Annotated in this window: 15 protein-coding genes; 5 read left to right on the top strand and 10 right to left on the bottom strand. The window is 57.5% G+C overall.

Features of this window, described 5'->3' with window-relative positions; genetic code table 11:
- The first annotated feature begins 20 nt into the window (after positions 1-20).
- Positions 21-2,504, top strand: a complete 2,484-nt coding sequence (gene plsB, locus PSES9_RS0110585) for a glycerol-3-phosphate 1-O-acyltransferase PlsB (RefSeq protein ID WP_010486739.1) — start codon at positions 21-23, stop codon at positions 2,502-2,504.
- Positions 2,505-2,567: 63 nt separating this feature from the next.
- Here plsB and PSES9_RS23345 read toward each other — a convergent pair whose 3' ends face one another.
- Positions 2,568-4,214: a phosphoethanolamine transferase gene (locus PSES9_RS23345; protein WP_010486738.1), complete on the bottom strand. Its 1,647-nt coding sequence runs from the start codon at positions 4,212-4,214 to the stop codon at positions 2,568-2,570.
- Between the two features lie 220 nt (positions 4,215-4,434).
- Here PSES9_RS23345 and PSES9_RS0110575 point away from each other — a divergent pair, with 220 nt between their 5' ends.
- Positions 4,435-5,115 carry a LysE family translocator gene (locus tag PSES9_RS0110575; RefSeq protein WP_238530382.1) on the top strand — a complete coding sequence of 227 codons (681 nt, stop codon included), beginning with the start codon at positions 4,435-4,437 and terminating at the stop codon, positions 5,113-5,115.
- Between the two features lie 65 nt (positions 5,116-5,180).
- Positions 5,181-5,495, top strand: coding sequence for a cupin domain-containing protein (locus tag PSES9_RS0110570; protein ID WP_010486733.1), 315 nt, complete (start codon positions 5,181-5,183; stop codon positions 5,493-5,495).
- On the opposite strand, the gene PSES9_RS0110565 is transcribed toward PSES9_RS0110570, so the two are convergent.
- Positions 5,490-5,885 (bottom strand): DUF488 domain-containing protein, encoded by a 396-nt coding sequence (locus tag PSES9_RS0110565; RefSeq protein WP_029529488.1) that lies wholly within the window; start codon positions 5,883-5,885, stop codon positions 5,490-5,492. The two genes, PSES9_RS0110570 and PSES9_RS0110565, sit on opposite strands and share 6 nt — an antisense overlap.
- A 64-nt stretch (positions 5,886-5,949) precedes the next feature.
- Here PSES9_RS0110565 and PSES9_RS0110560 point away from each other — a divergent pair, with 64 nt between their 5' ends.
- Positions 5,950-6,612 (top strand): COG3650 family protein, encoded by a 663-nt coding sequence (locus tag PSES9_RS0110560; protein WP_010486730.1) that lies wholly within the window; start codon positions 5,950-5,952, stop codon positions 6,610-6,612.
- A gap of 120 nt (positions 6,613-6,732) precedes the next feature.
- Complete coding sequence (locus tag PSES9_RS0110555; protein ID WP_010486729.1) at positions 6,733-8,349, top strand: NAD(P)/FAD-dependent oxidoreductase; 1,617 nt, start codon at positions 6,733-6,735, stop codon at positions 8,347-8,349.
- Positions 8,350-8,359: 10 nt separating this feature from the next.
- On the opposite strand, the gene PSES9_RS0110550 is transcribed toward PSES9_RS0110555, so the two are convergent.
- The 8 genes from PSES9_RS0110550 to PSES9_RS0110515 all read right to left on the bottom strand — a co-directional run bounded on the left by PSES9_RS0110550 (position 8,360) and on the right by PSES9_RS0110515 (position 13,938).
- Positions 8,360-8,869, bottom strand: a complete 510-nt coding sequence (locus PSES9_RS0110550) for a GNAT family N-acetyltransferase (protein WP_010486728.1) — start codon at positions 8,867-8,869, stop codon at positions 8,360-8,362.
- Positions 8,866-9,957: a PLP-dependent cysteine synthase family protein gene (locus PSES9_RS0110545; RefSeq protein ID WP_010486727.1), complete on the bottom strand. Its 1,092-nt coding sequence runs from the start codon at positions 9,955-9,957 to the stop codon at positions 8,866-8,868. The genes PSES9_RS0110550 and PSES9_RS0110545 overlap by 4 nt, the downstream gene beginning before the upstream one ends.
- Positions 9,958-9,990: 33 nt before the next feature.
- Positions 9,991-10,899, bottom strand: a complete 909-nt coding sequence (locus tag PSES9_RS0110540; RefSeq protein WP_029529487.1) for a DMT family transporter — start codon at positions 10,897-10,899, stop codon at positions 9,991-9,993.
- Positions 10,900-11,011: 112 nt separating this feature from the next.
- Positions 11,012-11,344, bottom strand: a complete 333-nt coding sequence (locus PSES9_RS0110535; RefSeq protein WP_010486723.1) for a Na+/H+ antiporter subunit G — start codon at positions 11,342-11,344, stop codon at positions 11,012-11,014.
- Positions 11,345-11,352: 8 nt separating this feature from the next.
- On the bottom strand, positions 11,353-11,622 hold the full coding sequence (locus PSES9_RS0110530) for a K+/H+ antiporter subunit F (protein ID WP_010486721.1): 270 nt from the start codon (positions 11,620-11,622) through the stop codon (positions 11,353-11,355).
- A complete protein-coding gene (locus PSES9_RS0110525; RefSeq protein ID WP_010486720.1) occupies positions 11,607-12,110 on the bottom strand; it encodes a Na+/H+ antiporter subunit E in 504 nt (167 codons plus the stop codon). The genes PSES9_RS0110530 and PSES9_RS0110525 overlap by 16 nt, the downstream gene beginning before the upstream one ends.
- Entirely contained in the window at positions 12,107-13,612 is a 1,506-nt protein-coding gene (locus tag PSES9_RS0110520) for a monovalent cation/H+ antiporter subunit D (protein ID WP_010486718.1), read from the bottom strand. The genes PSES9_RS0110525 and PSES9_RS0110520 overlap by 4 nt, the downstream gene beginning before the upstream one ends.
- On the bottom strand, positions 13,609-13,938 hold the full coding sequence (locus PSES9_RS0110515) for a Na+/H+ antiporter subunit C (RefSeq protein WP_010486716.1): 330 nt from the start codon (positions 13,936-13,938) through the stop codon (positions 13,609-13,611). Before PSES9_RS0110515 ends, PSES9_RS0110520 begins: the two co-directional genes overlap by 4 nt.
- Between the last annotated feature and the right edge of the window lies 1 nt (position 13,939).

Here is a 13,939-nt window from a genome sequence, read left to right as displayed (position 1 = left end):
TTACAGCCCGCAGACTTCGTATGACCCGCTCCCCCTTTCGCCGCCTTGTATTCGGCACAGTACGCCGCCTGCTGTACCTCTGGGTACGCTCGGAAACCATCAACCAATCCGCCTTTACCCTGAAGCTCGATCGAAGCAAGCCAGTGTTGTTCGTCCTGCAAAAGCCGTCCATCAGCGACCTTGCCGTGCTGGACACCGAATGTCGCAAAGCCGGCCTGCCACGCCCGGTGCTGCCTGTTGCCGTTGGCGACCTGATGGAGCCCGCCGCCTATTTCTACCTGAACCCACCTGCAGGCTGGTTTGGACGCTCGGACAAACGCGGCATCTCGCCCACTCTTGACCGGGTTGTCAGTGCCCTCAGTGAAAACGCTGTTGATGATGCCCAGGTGATCCCGGTTAGCGTGTTCTGGGGCCAGTCGCCTGACCGCGAGACCAGCCCCTGGAAGCTGCTGTTCGCCGACAGCTGGGCTGTCACCGGACGCTTGCGTCGCCTGGTCAGTATTCTGATTCTGGGACGTAAAACCCGCGTGCAGTTTTCACCGCCAATCCACCTGCGCGAACTGGTCGAACAAAACAAAGGTCACGAGCGCACGCTGCGCATGGTGCACCGTATTTTGCGGGTGCATTTCCGCAACCAGAAAACCGCAGCCATTGGCCCCGATGTATCGCACCGGCGCAACCTGGTCAAAGGCCTGGTTCACGGCCCGCAAGTGCGCCAGGCAATCACCGAGGAAGCTCAGCGCGAAGGGATTTCAGTCGAAAAAGCCGAAGCCCAGGCATTGCGCTACGGCAATGAAATTGCCTCGGATTACACCTACACGGTGATCCGCTTTCTGGAGCTGGTACTGAGCTGGTTCTGGAACAAGATCTACGATGGCATCAAGGTCAATCACATCGAAGGCGTGCAGGATGTCGCCCAGGGCCACGAGGTAATCTATGTACCTTGCCACCGCAGCCATATTGACTACCTGCTGTTGTCTTATTTGTTGTTCCGCAACGGCTTGACCCCACCGCACATTGCAGCTGGCATCAACCTCAATATGCCGGTGATTGGCGGCCTGCTGCGCCGTGGCGGTGCGTTTTTCATGCGCCGTACCTTCAAGGGCAACCCGCTTTACACCGCCGTGTTCAATGAATACCTGCATACCTTGTTCAGCAAGGGATTTCCGGTCGAGTACTTCGTCGAAGGCGGTCGCTCACGTACTGGCCGCATGCTCCAGCCGAAGACCGGAATGCTGGCAATTACCCTGCGCAGCTTCTTGCGTGACAACCGCATGCCAGTGGTTTTCGTACCGGTTTACATAGGTTACGAACGGGTCCTGGAAGGCCGTACTTACCTGGGTGAGCTGCGCGGCGCCAGTAAGAAGAAAGAGTCGATCTTCGATATTTTCAAAGTCATTGGCGCACTCAGGCAACGCTTCGGGCAGGTCTGGGTCAACTTCGGTGAACCCATCAAGCTGGCCGAGTTTCTCGACAGCGAACAACCTGATTGGCGTGAACAAGTCCATGCGCCGCAGTTCCGCCCGGACTGGCTGAGCGCAACCACCAATCGCCTCGGCGATCGGGTCGCGCAGCACCTCAACGAAGCCGCCGCCATCAACCCGGTGAACCTGGTGGCTTTGGCCTTGCTGTCCACCAGCAAGCTGGCGCTGGATGATCGCGCCCTGACCCGGGTCCTGGATTTGTACCTGGAACTGCTGCGCAGCGTACCCTACTCGCCACACACAACCTTGCCCGAAGGTGATGGCCAGGCGCTGATTGAATATGTAAAAGGCATGGACCTGTTGGCCGAGCAGAAAGATGCGCTGGGCAAGATTCTCTACCTCAACGAGCACAATGCGGTGCTGATGACCTATTACCGCAATAATGTGCTGCATATCTTTGCCCTACCTGCACTGCTCGCCAGTTTTTTCCAGAGCAGCGCACGCATCAGCCGTGAACAGATTCTGCGTTTTACCCGCGCGCTGTATCCGTACCTGCAGTCCGAGCTGTTTATCCGCTGGAGCCTCGACGAACTCGACGAAGTCATTGACCAGTGGCTCAACGCCTTTGTTGAACAGGGCTTGCTCAGGGTCGAGAACGATGTCTACCTGCGCCCTGCCCCAAGCTCACGCCAATTTGTTCTGCTGACCTTGTTGTCGCGAGCAATCGCACAAACCCTGCAGCGCTTTTACATGGCCATTGCGCTACTGCTCAATGCCGGGCAAAACACCATCAGTGCCGAGCAGCTCGAGGACCTGTGCACCGTCATGGCCCAGCGCTTGTCGATTCTTCACGGGCTTAACGCACCGGAGTTTTTCGACAAGAGCCTGTTCCGTCACTTCATCCAGACCCTGCTCGACCAAGGCGTTCTGCGCCAGGATGAAGCCGGTAAGCTGAGCCACCATCCATTGCTCAGCGAGTTGGCGGAAGGTGCGGCAAAGCGCGTATTGCCTGCAGAGCTGCGCCTGTCGATTCGCCAGGTGACCATGGATCAGAGTGAAGAAACCAGCGACTTGACCTAGGGTTGATCCTGGCCACAACCAGGTCGGTAAAAGGTCGCATCACCGCGACCGTTTACCGGCGGCTCAGTTGATTCTCGCCGCTGAATCAACTGACATGACCGAAGCCTGATTGGTCGCCTTGCATGTGTGGAACATATCCAGCTCAGGGCGATACACCGAGGTTTGCACCGCCATCAAGTCAAGTACCGAGTGGAACAGGTTGTCCTGCGACCAGGGTTGGTTCTCCAGTGCAGTCATGCACTGGCCTTGAATACCATCATGATCCTTGATGCCTTCGGACAACCAGATCACCATTGGGATATGGGTCTGTTCCTTTGGTGCCATTGCATAAGGCAAACCATGCAGGTACACGCCACCCTCACCAAGCGACTCGCCATGATCCGACAGGTAAATCAGTGCGGTATCAAAGCTGGCTTGGTTGTGCTTGAGCAAGCGCAGGGTCTCAGCCACCACATGATCGGTATACAACAGCGAGTTGTCATAGGCATTGACGATGCTTTGGCGTGAACATTGATCCAGCTGGCTGCTGTCACAGACGGGAGTGAACTTGCCGTATGCCGCTGGATAACGCTTGGAGTAGAAAGGACCGTGGCTACCTTTCATGTGCAGCACTACAAGGGTGTCATCCTTGATGCTATTGATGTAATCCTGCAAGCCACTCAACAACGCATCGTCATGGCATTCACCGTTGGCACAGAAGTCTGCCAGGTTGAGGTGCGAAACATCATCTGTAGGCACACGATCACAGGCGCCCTTGCAGCCTGAATTGTTGTCACGCCACAACACACCGACACCGGCACGCTGCAGCACATCCAGCAATCCCTCGCGGTTTTTAGCATACTCAGGTTTGTACTCATCGCGCCCAACATCCTGGAACATGCACGGCACTGAAACCGCCGTGGCTGTACCACAGGAGCTTACCTCGGTGAAGTTGAGCACCCCTTCCCGGGCGAGTTCCGGGCTGGTGTTGCGCTTGTAGCCATCAAGGCCGAAGTTGGCTGCGCGCGCAGTCTCGCCGACCATCACCACGGTTAACCGCGGCTTGCGATTCACACCCACCTCGCGGATGCGATGGGCATCGGCCCCAACAACCTCAAGTTTGGCAGGCGTTTTAAATTCACTGCGCACATAACTGTGCACGGCTGACACCAGGTTTGACGGAGTCAGCATCAAGCGAATTTCCCGGTGGTTGCGAAACAATGAGGCATAGGACTGATATTCAGTCATGGCGATACCACCAATGCAGGCCACAGCGATTACAACACTGGCCAGCTTCATCGCAAGCTCCCGGCCCATACTGCGCCTTGTGATACGCACCCGGGTCAGCAACAAGGCTGGAAGTACGCCTACCACGAAGATCCAACCGAGCATCCGCGCTGTGATCAACTCGCGCACTTCTGCAGGGTCTGTCTGCAATACATTGGCCAGCATGTCGGAGTCGATGACGATGCCGAAGCTGCTCATGAAGTAGCTCACTGCCGCCGAAACCAGCAAAGCAATTGCCAGCACCAGCTTGGTCAATCGCCCCCACGCCAGAACACTGAGCAGAATAAAGGTCCACATCAGCGCGAATAGCGGCAGGCTGGCGATAAAGCCAGGATTGCCATTGCTCCAGCCATTAATACCGCTCCAGATGGTTCGCCAAAAAGGCAGGTTGGCGAACAATATCAACCAAACGGCAACCACCAGCGTCAACAGCGGACGGCTCATGCTGACGGTCCAAGTAGGGAAACGCGTGCTCCCGGGTGTTTTTCCAGCCGTGCTTTTCATTGCTGATCCTGCGTATGAACCTTGGTGGCTCGTACGTTAATCAGCAGACTGTCAGCGCGATGTCAGGCCGAGGTGAAAAAATCGTTGGCACCTGAGAACTTCGCGTTTAAAACCACATCATCTTTGGCCACCGATGCAATTAACGGTATAAGTCAATCAAATGCGCTATAAAGCGCACTTACGCATCCTGCCCCAGAGACGCACCCACATGCTCGGCATACAGAACCTAGAGCTGTTTATCATCACCGGCCTGCTGCTCAACATGACGCCAGGGCCGGACTCCTTATTGGTGATGTCGCGCAGTGCGGCCCAGGGCTTTAAAGCGGGTTCGGCCGCGGCGTTGGGCATTGGCAGCGGTACATTTATCCATGTATTCGCCGCTGCATTGGGTTTGTCGGCACTGCTCGCCGCTTCGGCCACCGCATTTATGCTGATCAAATACCTGGGCGCCGCCTACTTGTTGTATATCGGCATCAGCATGCTGCTGGGCAAAGGCCATGAAAGCGCAACCCACGCGACGCCTGTGTTGACGCCGCGCAGTTATGGCCGGCTGTATCTACAAGGTTTTTTGACCAACGTACTCAACCCCAAGGTTGCGCTATTTTTTCTGGCCTTTGTGCCGCAATTCATTGCGCCAGATGCTGAACACAAAGCCCTCGCCTTTGTGGTGCTAGGCTGTATTTTCAACTTCAACGGCATGCTCTGGTGTCACTTGCTGGCGGCCTCGACAGCATTTGCCAGTCGTCACATTCAAGCCAGCCAGCGTATTGCACGCCTGCTAAACCGTACGATTGGCGCGTTGTTTGTCGCCTTGGGCGTCAAGCTGGCACTGTCCAAATAAAGCCAGTCAAGCGGCTCTGTGGCACGTATCACTGACCGGCTCACAACATGAACATGGAGGTTTGAATGCCTGGCAACTACCCAGAGAAGATCAGGTCCCTGCCGCTGTTTGATGGCCGCTTTGATGCCTACAAGCTTGCCGCCACTGGAGCGGATGTCCTGTTTGCGTCCTACCCGGCCAATACTGCAATACCGGCCCATGTGCACGACACCGACAACTACGGAGTGATCATTCGCGGCGAATTGATTCTGCATATGAACGGCAAAACCCAGCGCTTTGGGATCGGTGACTGGTATCACGTACCAGCACAGACCGAGCATTCGGCAAGCTTTGAGGTTGAAACCGATGAGATCGAACTCTGGTTCAAGCCAGCTTCATAGCACGTTGCCATAGCAGACGGCTGAGCTGGGGTGCTCACGTCGATCCAGCTCCTGCTCCAGGAACTCAGCAAGCACCTGGGCATTGTTGTACCGGGTGTCTTTGGCGGCGTAAAGCAAGGTCAGGGTGCCACGCTCGGCAATGTCGAGCAGCGCCATCCAGTGCTCGGGATGATTATTGAGCTCTTGCCTATAGCCTTGTCGAAACGCGCTAAAACGCTCCGGGTCATGGGCAAAATCCCTGCGCAACCCGAGACTTGGTGCAAGCGCCTGCAACCACTGGTCAAGTGCCAGGGCATCCTTGCGCATGCCGCGCGGCCATATCCGATCAACCAGAACCCGCTGGCCATCGCTTACCTCTACCTCGTCGTACACCCGCTTACACTGAATCATCAAGCCACCCTTGTGGTCGACCGCTGGCATCGGTAACGTGTTGCGACTTGCCCGGAGACTACTGATGCGCTTACGCCGAACCCTATTGTTCACCCTGCTCCCTTTGTTCGCCAGTTGCCAGGTGTACACCGGAAAACCCGTCGATGAACAGGCCGCAATGACCCGCATGCAGGGCCAACTGAACTTCAACGGCGAGCAGTTGATTTTTACCCCATGTGGCGAGAAACGCCAGTTTGTCATCAGCAATGCTGGCGCCAGCACTCTACTGAGCGATGCCAAGAGACTGCGTGCCGATGGTGCATCGACGCTGCAGGTCGACATGCGCGGCTTGCTTGGTTCCGGCGACAGCAATGACGGCTCATTCAAGCTGGATACCCTGTATCGCCTGCAGTCGGAGGGCAAGCTGTGCGACGACCTGGCCTATCGCCTGACCAAGGTCCGCGCCAGCGGCCATGAGCCCGATTGGAACATAGGCGTCAGCCCAGAAGGTATGATCCTGGAGCGGATCGGTCAAAAAGCCTTGGTATTACCTTATCTCGAGGAGCAACTGCCAGAAGGACGCATGAGCATCTCCAGCGAAGCCAATGGTGATCGCGTCGAACTCTGGGTCACGCCACAGCACTGTGTAGACAGCATGAGCGGCGCGGTCAGCCACCTCAGTGCAGAACTACGGGTAAACGGCCAGGTCATGCGCGGCTGCGGTTACTTTGGCGGCGCCCAGCAATAACCACAGCCAAGACATCCGCGCCATTCGGACCGCGCCTAACGCGCAACCGGATTAGGCGCGTATAATTACCCGTTCAAACTAGCTGCCGGGTTACCTCCGGCCCTGATAACGGGTTGCCTGATGTTACGAATCACTGAACTTAAACTCGCGCTTGATCACCCTGATGAAGCGTTGCGTCCCGCCATTGTCGAGCGTCTGCAGATTGCTGATGACGAGCTGCTGGATTTCACCCTGTTCAAGCGCAGCTACGATGCGCGCAAGAAATCCAGCGAGATCCACTTCATCTACAGCATTGACTGCAGCCTGCGCGATGAAGCGGCTGTGCTGGCCAAGTTCAGTGATGACCGCCACATCGACGTCGCACCCGATACCCGATACAAGCCCGTTGGCCGCACTGAGCAACCGCTGGAGCAGCGCCCGATAGTCGTCGGTTTTGGCCCCTGCGGGATCTTTGCCGCGCTGATCCTGGCCCAGGCAGGCCTGCGCCCGATCGTGCTCGAACGTGGCAAGGAAGTACGCCCGCGCACCAAGGACCCCTGGGGACTATGCCCAAAAAATGTGCTCAATCCCGAGTCCAACGTACAGTTTGGCGAGGGCGGCGCCGGCACCTTTCCCGACGGAAAGCTCTACAGCCAGATCAAGGACCCAAAGTTTATCGGCCGCAAGGTACTTGAAGAGTTTGTCAAAGCCGGCGCACCCGAAGAGATCATGTATGTCAGCAAGCCGCATATCGGTACTTTCCGCCTGACTGGCGTAGTGGCCACCATGCGCGAGGAGATCAAGGCGCTGGGTGGCGAAGTACGCTTTGAACAACGCGTGAGCGATGTGCTGATTGAAGACGGCCAGATGCAAGGCGTTGTGCTCGAAAGCGGCGAACAGTTGCTCAGCCAGCATGTCATCCTGGCTCTTGGCCACAGCTCGCGCGATACCTTTCGCATGCTGCACAGCCGTGATGTATTCATGGAGGCCAAGCCATTCTCCATTGGTTTTCGCATCGAGCATCCGCAATCCTTGATTGACCGCTCGCGGCTAGGCAAATACGCCGGCCATGAAAAACTCGGCGCAGCCGACTACAAGCTGGTGCATCACGCCAGCAATGGTCGTTCGGTGTACAGCTTCTGCATGTGCCCCGGCGGCACCGTTGTCGCGGCCACATCCGAGCCAAATCGAGTCGTCACCAATGGCATGAGCCAATACTCGCGCAACGAGCGCAATGCCAACGCAGGCATTGTCGTGGGTATTACCCCCGAGCAAGATTATCCGGGCGGCCCGCTGGCGGGCATTGAGCTGCAGGAGCGCCTGGAGTCGCACGCCTATGTCCTCGGCGGCAGCACCTACGAAGCACCAGGCCAACTGGTTGGCGACTTCATTGCCGGTAAAGCCTCCACCGCCCTGGGCACCGTCGAGCCCTCGTACAAACCGGGCGTCAAGCTGGGTGACCTGGCGCCATCACTGCCTGACTTTGCGATTGAGGCGATTCGCGAGGCCTTGCCAGCATTCGAGAAGCAGATTCGCGGCTTCTCCATGCACGACGCCGTACTGACCGGAATTGAAACCCGCACCTCATCGCCACTGCGCATCACCCGTAACGCCCAGCTGCAGAGCCTTAATGTCAAAGGACTGTTTCCGGCGGGAGAAGGTGCAGGCTATGCGGGCGGGATTCTCTCGGCAGGTGTGGATGGCGTGCGTGTTGGCGAGGCCGTTGCCCGCGACCTGCTTGGCTTACCGGCCGAATAAAACCGCCACTTCACAAGCGCAGGCAGCAGACAGTGGTGCGCCCGGAACCCTCCGGGCGCCTGCTGTGATCGGCAAAACAATCGACCTCGACAAACCCGGCCTTGCGCATCATTCCCGCGCTGGCGGCATTCTCTTCGTGCCGCTCGATATAGATATCTTTGACTCCACGCTCTGCAAGCGCTTGGACTGCCGCCAACAATAACCGCGCCCCCAGGCCCTGCCCCGCAGCATGACGGGCCGTGACGGCCTCGCAGATATAGGCCTGCTGATTACTGCGCCGCCCGGATGGCTGGTAGCGGACAAAATCACTCGCCAGGCGATAGCTGACAAACCCCAGCAACTCGTTGTCAGCCTTGGCCAACACCGCATGCACCTCGCCACTGGCGATGGCTTGCAAGTGTGCTGTTACCTCATCGATCGGCAAGTGATTCCATGGGTTGGGCCCATGCTCGAAAATCAATGCGCAAAGGGCCTCGATATCAGTCGCGGTTGCCTGCCGCAGCCTGATTTGCGGGTTCATAAGCCGCTCACGGGCATAGCTGGCAGCGCCGCACCCTCCCCGGCGCAGGCGCGAATGATCTCTATCAAAGGCTCAAGCTCGTAACCTTGAGCCTTTAGCCAGACGTCGTCGTAATAAGTTGCGCTGTAGCGCTCACCACCATCACATAAAATGGCCACGATAGAACCGCGTTGCTGCTGGGCGAGCATGTCCTGCCCAACCAGCAAGGCGCCGACCAGATTGGTGCCACTGGAACCGCCCACGCGACGTCCGAGTTTAGCCGCCAGGTAATGCATGGCCGCAAGGGAGAGCGCATCCGGCACCTTGGCCATGGCATCAATCACCGAAGGCAAGAATGAAGGCTCGACCCGTGGCCTGCCAATCCCTTCGATGCGCGAGCCACAATGCCAGGTCTGGCTGGCGTCACCGTTGCAGTAGTAATCGTAGAATACCGAGCACTCGGTGTCGGCACAGAACACCTTGGTGCAATGCTGGCGATAACGTACATACCGCCCCAGCGTCGCCATAGTACCGCCGGTACCGGCACTGGAAACCAGCCAGCTCGGCTCCGGGTAATGCTCGAAACGCAGTTGCTGGAAAATCGACTCGGCAATATTGTTATTGGCACGCCAATCTGTTGCGCGCTCGGCATAGGTGAACTGATCCATAAAGTGCCCGCCCGTCTCGCGCGCCAGCCGTTCGGACTCCGCCGATATTTGCGCGGGATCATCCACCAAATGGCTCTGGCCACCGTAGAAGGCAATCTGTGCGATCTTCTCTTTCGAGGTGCTAGCTGGCATGACCGCTATAAACGGGATACCCAGCAATCGCGCAAAATAGGCCTCGGAAACCGCCGTGGAACCGCTCGACGCCTCGATGACCGGTGCTCCCGGCTTGAGCCAGCCATTACACAGTGCATACAGGAATAGCGAGCGCGCCAGGCGATGTTTCAGGCTGCCCGTTGGATGACTCGACTCATCCTTGAAATACAGGTCGATTCCCGGCAGACCAGGCAGATCGAGTGGAATCAAATGCGTATCGGCGCTGCGCTGGAAGTCAGCTTCGATAATACGGATCGCTTCCCGACTCCAGTCTCTGATGTCACTCACATTGGCCTCCCAGGTTGTTTTTATGTTGTGATCTTAGTCGAGCACTCCGGCCGGAAGTGCCGGGGTATTGCGGTACTGGCTCAAGCCCACGCCGACGAACACCAACCCGGCTGCGCAGGCTTGCATCAGGTTGAGGCTTTCACCCAAGACGATGATGGCCATGATGAGGGTAAATACCGGGATCAGGTTGATAAACCCGGAGGCCTGGCCAGCCGGCAACCGGCTCACACCGAAGTTGTACAGGCCGTAGCCGCCCACCGTCACCACGATGCCCAGATAACACAACACGGCAATGCCTTGCAGGCTGATCGCTTGCGGAAATGGCGCCTGCGATGCGGCAACTGGCAGGAAGAACAACGCGCCAATAAAGGCCTGCATGGCCGTGAGCATAAATGCCGAATAGCGTGAAGACAGGTGCTTGAGCAACAAGGTGTAACCTGTGGCGCAGATCATCGCCAGAAATTCGTAGAAGTTGCCCAGTAGTGGATTAATTGCATGCTCGTCGGCACTACCAGCCAGGCTCAACCAGACCGCACCAACCACCGCAAGGGCAAATCCGGCAAGGGTCGTGCCCGTGGTGCGCTCACGCAGAAATACGAATGCACCAACCGCAACCAACAAGGGCAACAGGGCCGTAATCATTCCGGCTTGCGAAGCACTGGTATTTTGTAGGGCCAATGCTTCGAAGATGAAGTACAGGCAAGGCTCGCACGCGGCCAGCCCGACCAGGTATTTCCAATCGCCGCGGCGATAGTCAAACCGACCACGCCAGCGCCAGGCCAATAGGAACACCAGGCTGCCCAGCAGCATGCGACCAAAGATCACCCACAAGGGTGGCAACTCGGCAAAAGCCATTTTCAGGGAAATAAATGAACTGCCCCGGATCGCCATTGCACTTATAAGGCAGACGACTGCCAATCCTCTGCCCTGCTTAGCACTCATAGATAACCTCATCCGAAGAGTGCCACAGTGTAGAGCCCCCGCGCCTGGGACGACAGGTACAGTCAGCGGCGGAAAGTGTGCAGGTAGCCTCGCCTAGCTGCTCGGCAAGGGTTTACTGATCCCAGGGCTTGCCGCTGGTGTTCTCGTTGATCCGCAGCTTTTGCTGCATGGCCGCCTTGGCCAGCATGTGCGGGCTGACAGGTGCGGTGATAAACAGGAACAAGGTGATCAACAGCTCGTGAAAGCTGATGCCCTCACCCCGCGCACCAAAGTAAATCAACGAGGCGATGACCATGCCACCAACACCCAGGGTGGTGGATTTGGTCGGGCCGTGCAGGCGCATAAAAAAGTCCGGCAAGCGGTATAGGCCCAGCGCCCCCACAAAGGCGAACAGGCTACCTGCCAGCAAAAAAAACGAAACCAGGCCTTCAATCCAGATGTTCATGGGCTTTCCTATTCAATGATATCGCCACGCAGCAGGTACTTGGTCACCGCCACAGTGCCAATAAAGCCCATTACAGCAATGAGCAGCGCCGCCTCGAAATACAGATCCGAACTCAGCCAGATACCGAAGAGCACCAGCAAGGCAATCGCATTGATATACAGGGTATCCAGGGCCAGAATCCGGTCGGGCATATCCGGGCCCTTGATCAGCCGGGCAACGGTGAGCGACAGCGCCATTCCCATAAAGACCAGGCACACCGGAATCACGTAGTCGAGCATGTGAATACCTCCAACAGAGGGGCTTCGTAACGGGTTTTGATCTCGGCGATCAAGTGCGCTTCATCCTTCACATCCAGGGTATGGACCAACAGCATCTTGCGGTCGTCACTGAGGTCGGCGGACACGGTGCCCGGCGTCAGCGAGATGATGCTGGCGAGCATGGTCAGCGCCAAGTCATCCTCCAGCAGCATCGGGATCTCGACGAATGCCGGGCGCAGCTTGCTTTGCGGCCCGAGAATCAACTTCGCCACCTCCAGGTTAGCCAGGATGATGTCGCCAATGATGCGCAGAAAAAACCAGCACAGCTTGAAGGGTTTGTAGATACGTGGCGGAGTGATCCAGAACACTTGCGTAAGCAGCGGGATCAGCCAGCCGAGTATGGCGCCCATGACCCAGTTACCCAGGCTCATGTCATTGGCCAGCAGTACCCAGACCACCATCAGACACAGGCTTAACAGTGGATGCGGTAAGAAATGACGGGGCTTCATGCACCACCTCCGGCCTGGATGATCTGGTAGTAAAGCGGCAGGTCATGCAACTGACTAACGGTGGCGTGGACGTAATCGAGCAAAGGCGCAGCCAAGCCAACCAATGCCGGACTCAAGACCAGCAAGCCAACGCAGGCCCATAGCCGCCCATAATCAAGCTCGGCACTGTCGAGCTGGCTTAGGCCTACGCGCCAAAACAGCGTGCTGCCTGCACGGCTGAATGCAATAACGGTAATCAAGCCACCAATCAATACCACCGGCCACATGAACGCCATCTGCAAGCCAGGCTCTACCGAACGCAGCAACAGCAACTTGCCAATAAAGCCTGACAGTGGCGGCAGGCCCGCAATAGAGATTGCGCCGATAAAGAATAATGAACCGAGTATGTAGGGATTTTGCAGCTCTGGCCCCTGCACCAGCTCGGTGGTCTTGACTCCTCGCTGGCGGGACACCAGGTCCGCCAGGAGAAACAGGCCTCCAGACACCCATGTACTGTGCAGCAGGTAGTAAAGCGCGGCCGACACCGACTCTGGCGTGCCGATCGCCAGGCCGGCGAGCAAGGTACCGACTGAAACCACGACCAAGTAGGCAATCAATCCGTGCAGGCTTTTTGCAGCCAGCGCGCCTATTGCTCCCAGGCCGATCGTCAGCAGTGCCAGAGGCCAGAGCCAATCATCGGCCATGTTGGCCAGCGTGCCCGCGTCATCACCGAAGATCAGGGTGTAGACCCGCAGAATCGAATACAGCCCCACCTTGGTCATGATCGCAAACAAGGCGGCAACTGGCGCAGTGGCCGAGGCATAGGCCCTTGGCAACCAGAAGTACAGCGGCAGGAATGCAGCCTTGAGGCCAAACACCACCAGCAACAGAAAGCCGGCAGCGCCAATCAGCGGCGCTTGGTCCGCCGAGGTAGCAGCGACCCTTTGCGCCATGTCGGCCATGTTCAAGGTACCGGTGATGCCATAAAGCACACCGACGGCTATCAGGAAAAATGCAGAACCCACCAGGTTCATCACCACATAGTGCAAGCCTGCGCGAACCCGGTCCGGGCCGCCACCGTGCAGCAACAGTGAATAGGATGCGATCAGCAAAATCTCGAAGAAGACAAAGAGGTTGAACAGGTCGGCGGTCAAGAATGCGCCGTAAATGCCCATCAACTGGAACTGGAACAGCGCGTGGAAGTTGCGCCCCCGCTCGTCGTCGCCCCGGGTTGCGTAGAGCAACGCGAAGAAACTCAAGACAGCGGTCGCAACCAGCATCAGCGCACTGAGACGATCAAGCATCAGGATAATGCCGAACGGTGGCTGCCAGTTGCCCAGGGCATAGACTTGCAGGTCGCCCTGGCTGGCTTTCGCCATCAACCAGAAGCTAAGGGGCAGCATGACCAGCACCACGGAAAACGACATGATGCGTTTGACTGGCATGCTCAAGCGCGCGCCAAACAGTAACAGGCTGCCGACAAACATGGGCAACACTATAGGCAGGATCAACGCGTGATTCATGGCTTGGTCTCCTGGCCATCAACGTGGTCAGTGTCCGTCTCGCCAACGCTGCGTAGAGCCAGTACCACAACGAAAGCAGTCATCGCGAAGCCAATCACAATGGCGGTCAGTACCAGGGCCTGTGGCAGTGGATCACCATACTTGCCGTTCTCGCTGATCACCGAAGCAACGCCGGTTTGCAAGCGCCCCATGGCAAACAGGAACAGGTTGACCGCATAGGAAATCAGGGTCAGCCCCATGACGACGGGAAAGGTACGGGCACGCAGCAGCAGGTAGACCCCGCTGGCGGTCAGGATGCCCAGTACCGCGGCGAATAAAGCTTCCATG

Source organism: Pseudomonas sp. S9 (genome assembly GCF_000222125.1).
Classification (GTDB): Bacteria; Pseudomonadota; Gammaproteobacteria; order Pseudomonadales; family Pseudomonadaceae; genus Aquipseudomonas; species Aquipseudomonas segetis.
This window is presented reverse-complemented; position numbering and strand designations above follow the sequence as displayed.

Excerpts from the sequence above, each read along its gene's own strand:
- PSES9_RS0110525 (WP_010486720.1), bottom strand. The coding sequence starts at position 12,110 with ATGAAGCCCCGTCATTTCTTACCGCATCCACTGTTAAGCCTGTGTCTG.
- PSES9_RS0110560 (WP_010486730.1), top strand. The coding sequence starts at position 5,950 with ATGCGCTTACGCCGAACCCTATTGTTCACCCTGCTCCCTTTGTTCGCC.
- PSES9_RS0110565 (WP_029529488.1), bottom strand. The coding sequence starts at position 5,885 with ATGATTCAGTGTAAGCGGGTGTACGACGAGGTAGAGGTAAGCGATGGC.
- PSES9_RS0110530 (WP_010486721.1), bottom strand. The coding sequence starts at position 11,622 with ATGCTCGACTACGTGATTCCGGTGTGCCTGGTCTTTATGGGAATGGCG.
- PSES9_RS0110575 (WP_238530382.1), top strand. The coding sequence starts at position 4,435 with ATGCGCTATAAAGCGCACTTACGCATCCTGCCCCAGAGACGCACCCAC.
- PSES9_RS0110515 (WP_010486716.1), bottom strand. The coding sequence starts at position 13,938 with ATGGAAGCTTTATTCGCCGCGGTACTGGGCATCCTGACCGCCAGCGGG.
- PSES9_RS0110570 (WP_010486733.1), top strand. The coding sequence starts at position 5,181 with ATGCCTGGCAACTACCCAGAGAAGATCAGGTCCCTGCCGCTGTTTGAT.
- PSES9_RS0110520 (WP_010486718.1), bottom strand. The coding sequence starts at position 13,612 with ATGAATCACGCGTTGATCCTGCCTATAGTGTTGCCCATGTTTGTCGGC.
- PSES9_RS0110535 (WP_010486723.1), bottom strand. The coding sequence starts at position 11,344 with ATGAACATCTGGATTGAAGGCCTGGTTTCGTTTTTTTTGCTGGCAGGT.
- plsB (WP_010486739.1), top strand. The coding sequence starts at position 21 with ATGACCCGCTCCCCCTTTCGCCGCCTTGTATTCGGCACAGTACGCCGC.
- PSES9_RS0110555 (WP_010486729.1), top strand. The coding sequence starts at position 6,733 with ATGTTACGAATCACTGAACTTAAACTCGCGCTTGATCACCCTGATGAA.
- PSES9_RS0110550 (WP_010486728.1), bottom strand. The coding sequence starts at position 8,869 with ATGAACCCGCAAATCAGGCTGCGGCAGGCAACCGCGACTGATATCGAG.
- PSES9_RS23345 (WP_010486738.1), bottom strand. The coding sequence starts at position 4,214 with ATGAGCCGTCCGCTGTTGACGCTGGTGGTTGCCGTTTGGTTGATATTG.
- PSES9_RS0110540 (WP_029529487.1), bottom strand. The coding sequence starts at position 10,899 with ATGAGTGCTAAGCAGGGCAGAGGATTGGCAGTCGTCTGCCTTATAAGT.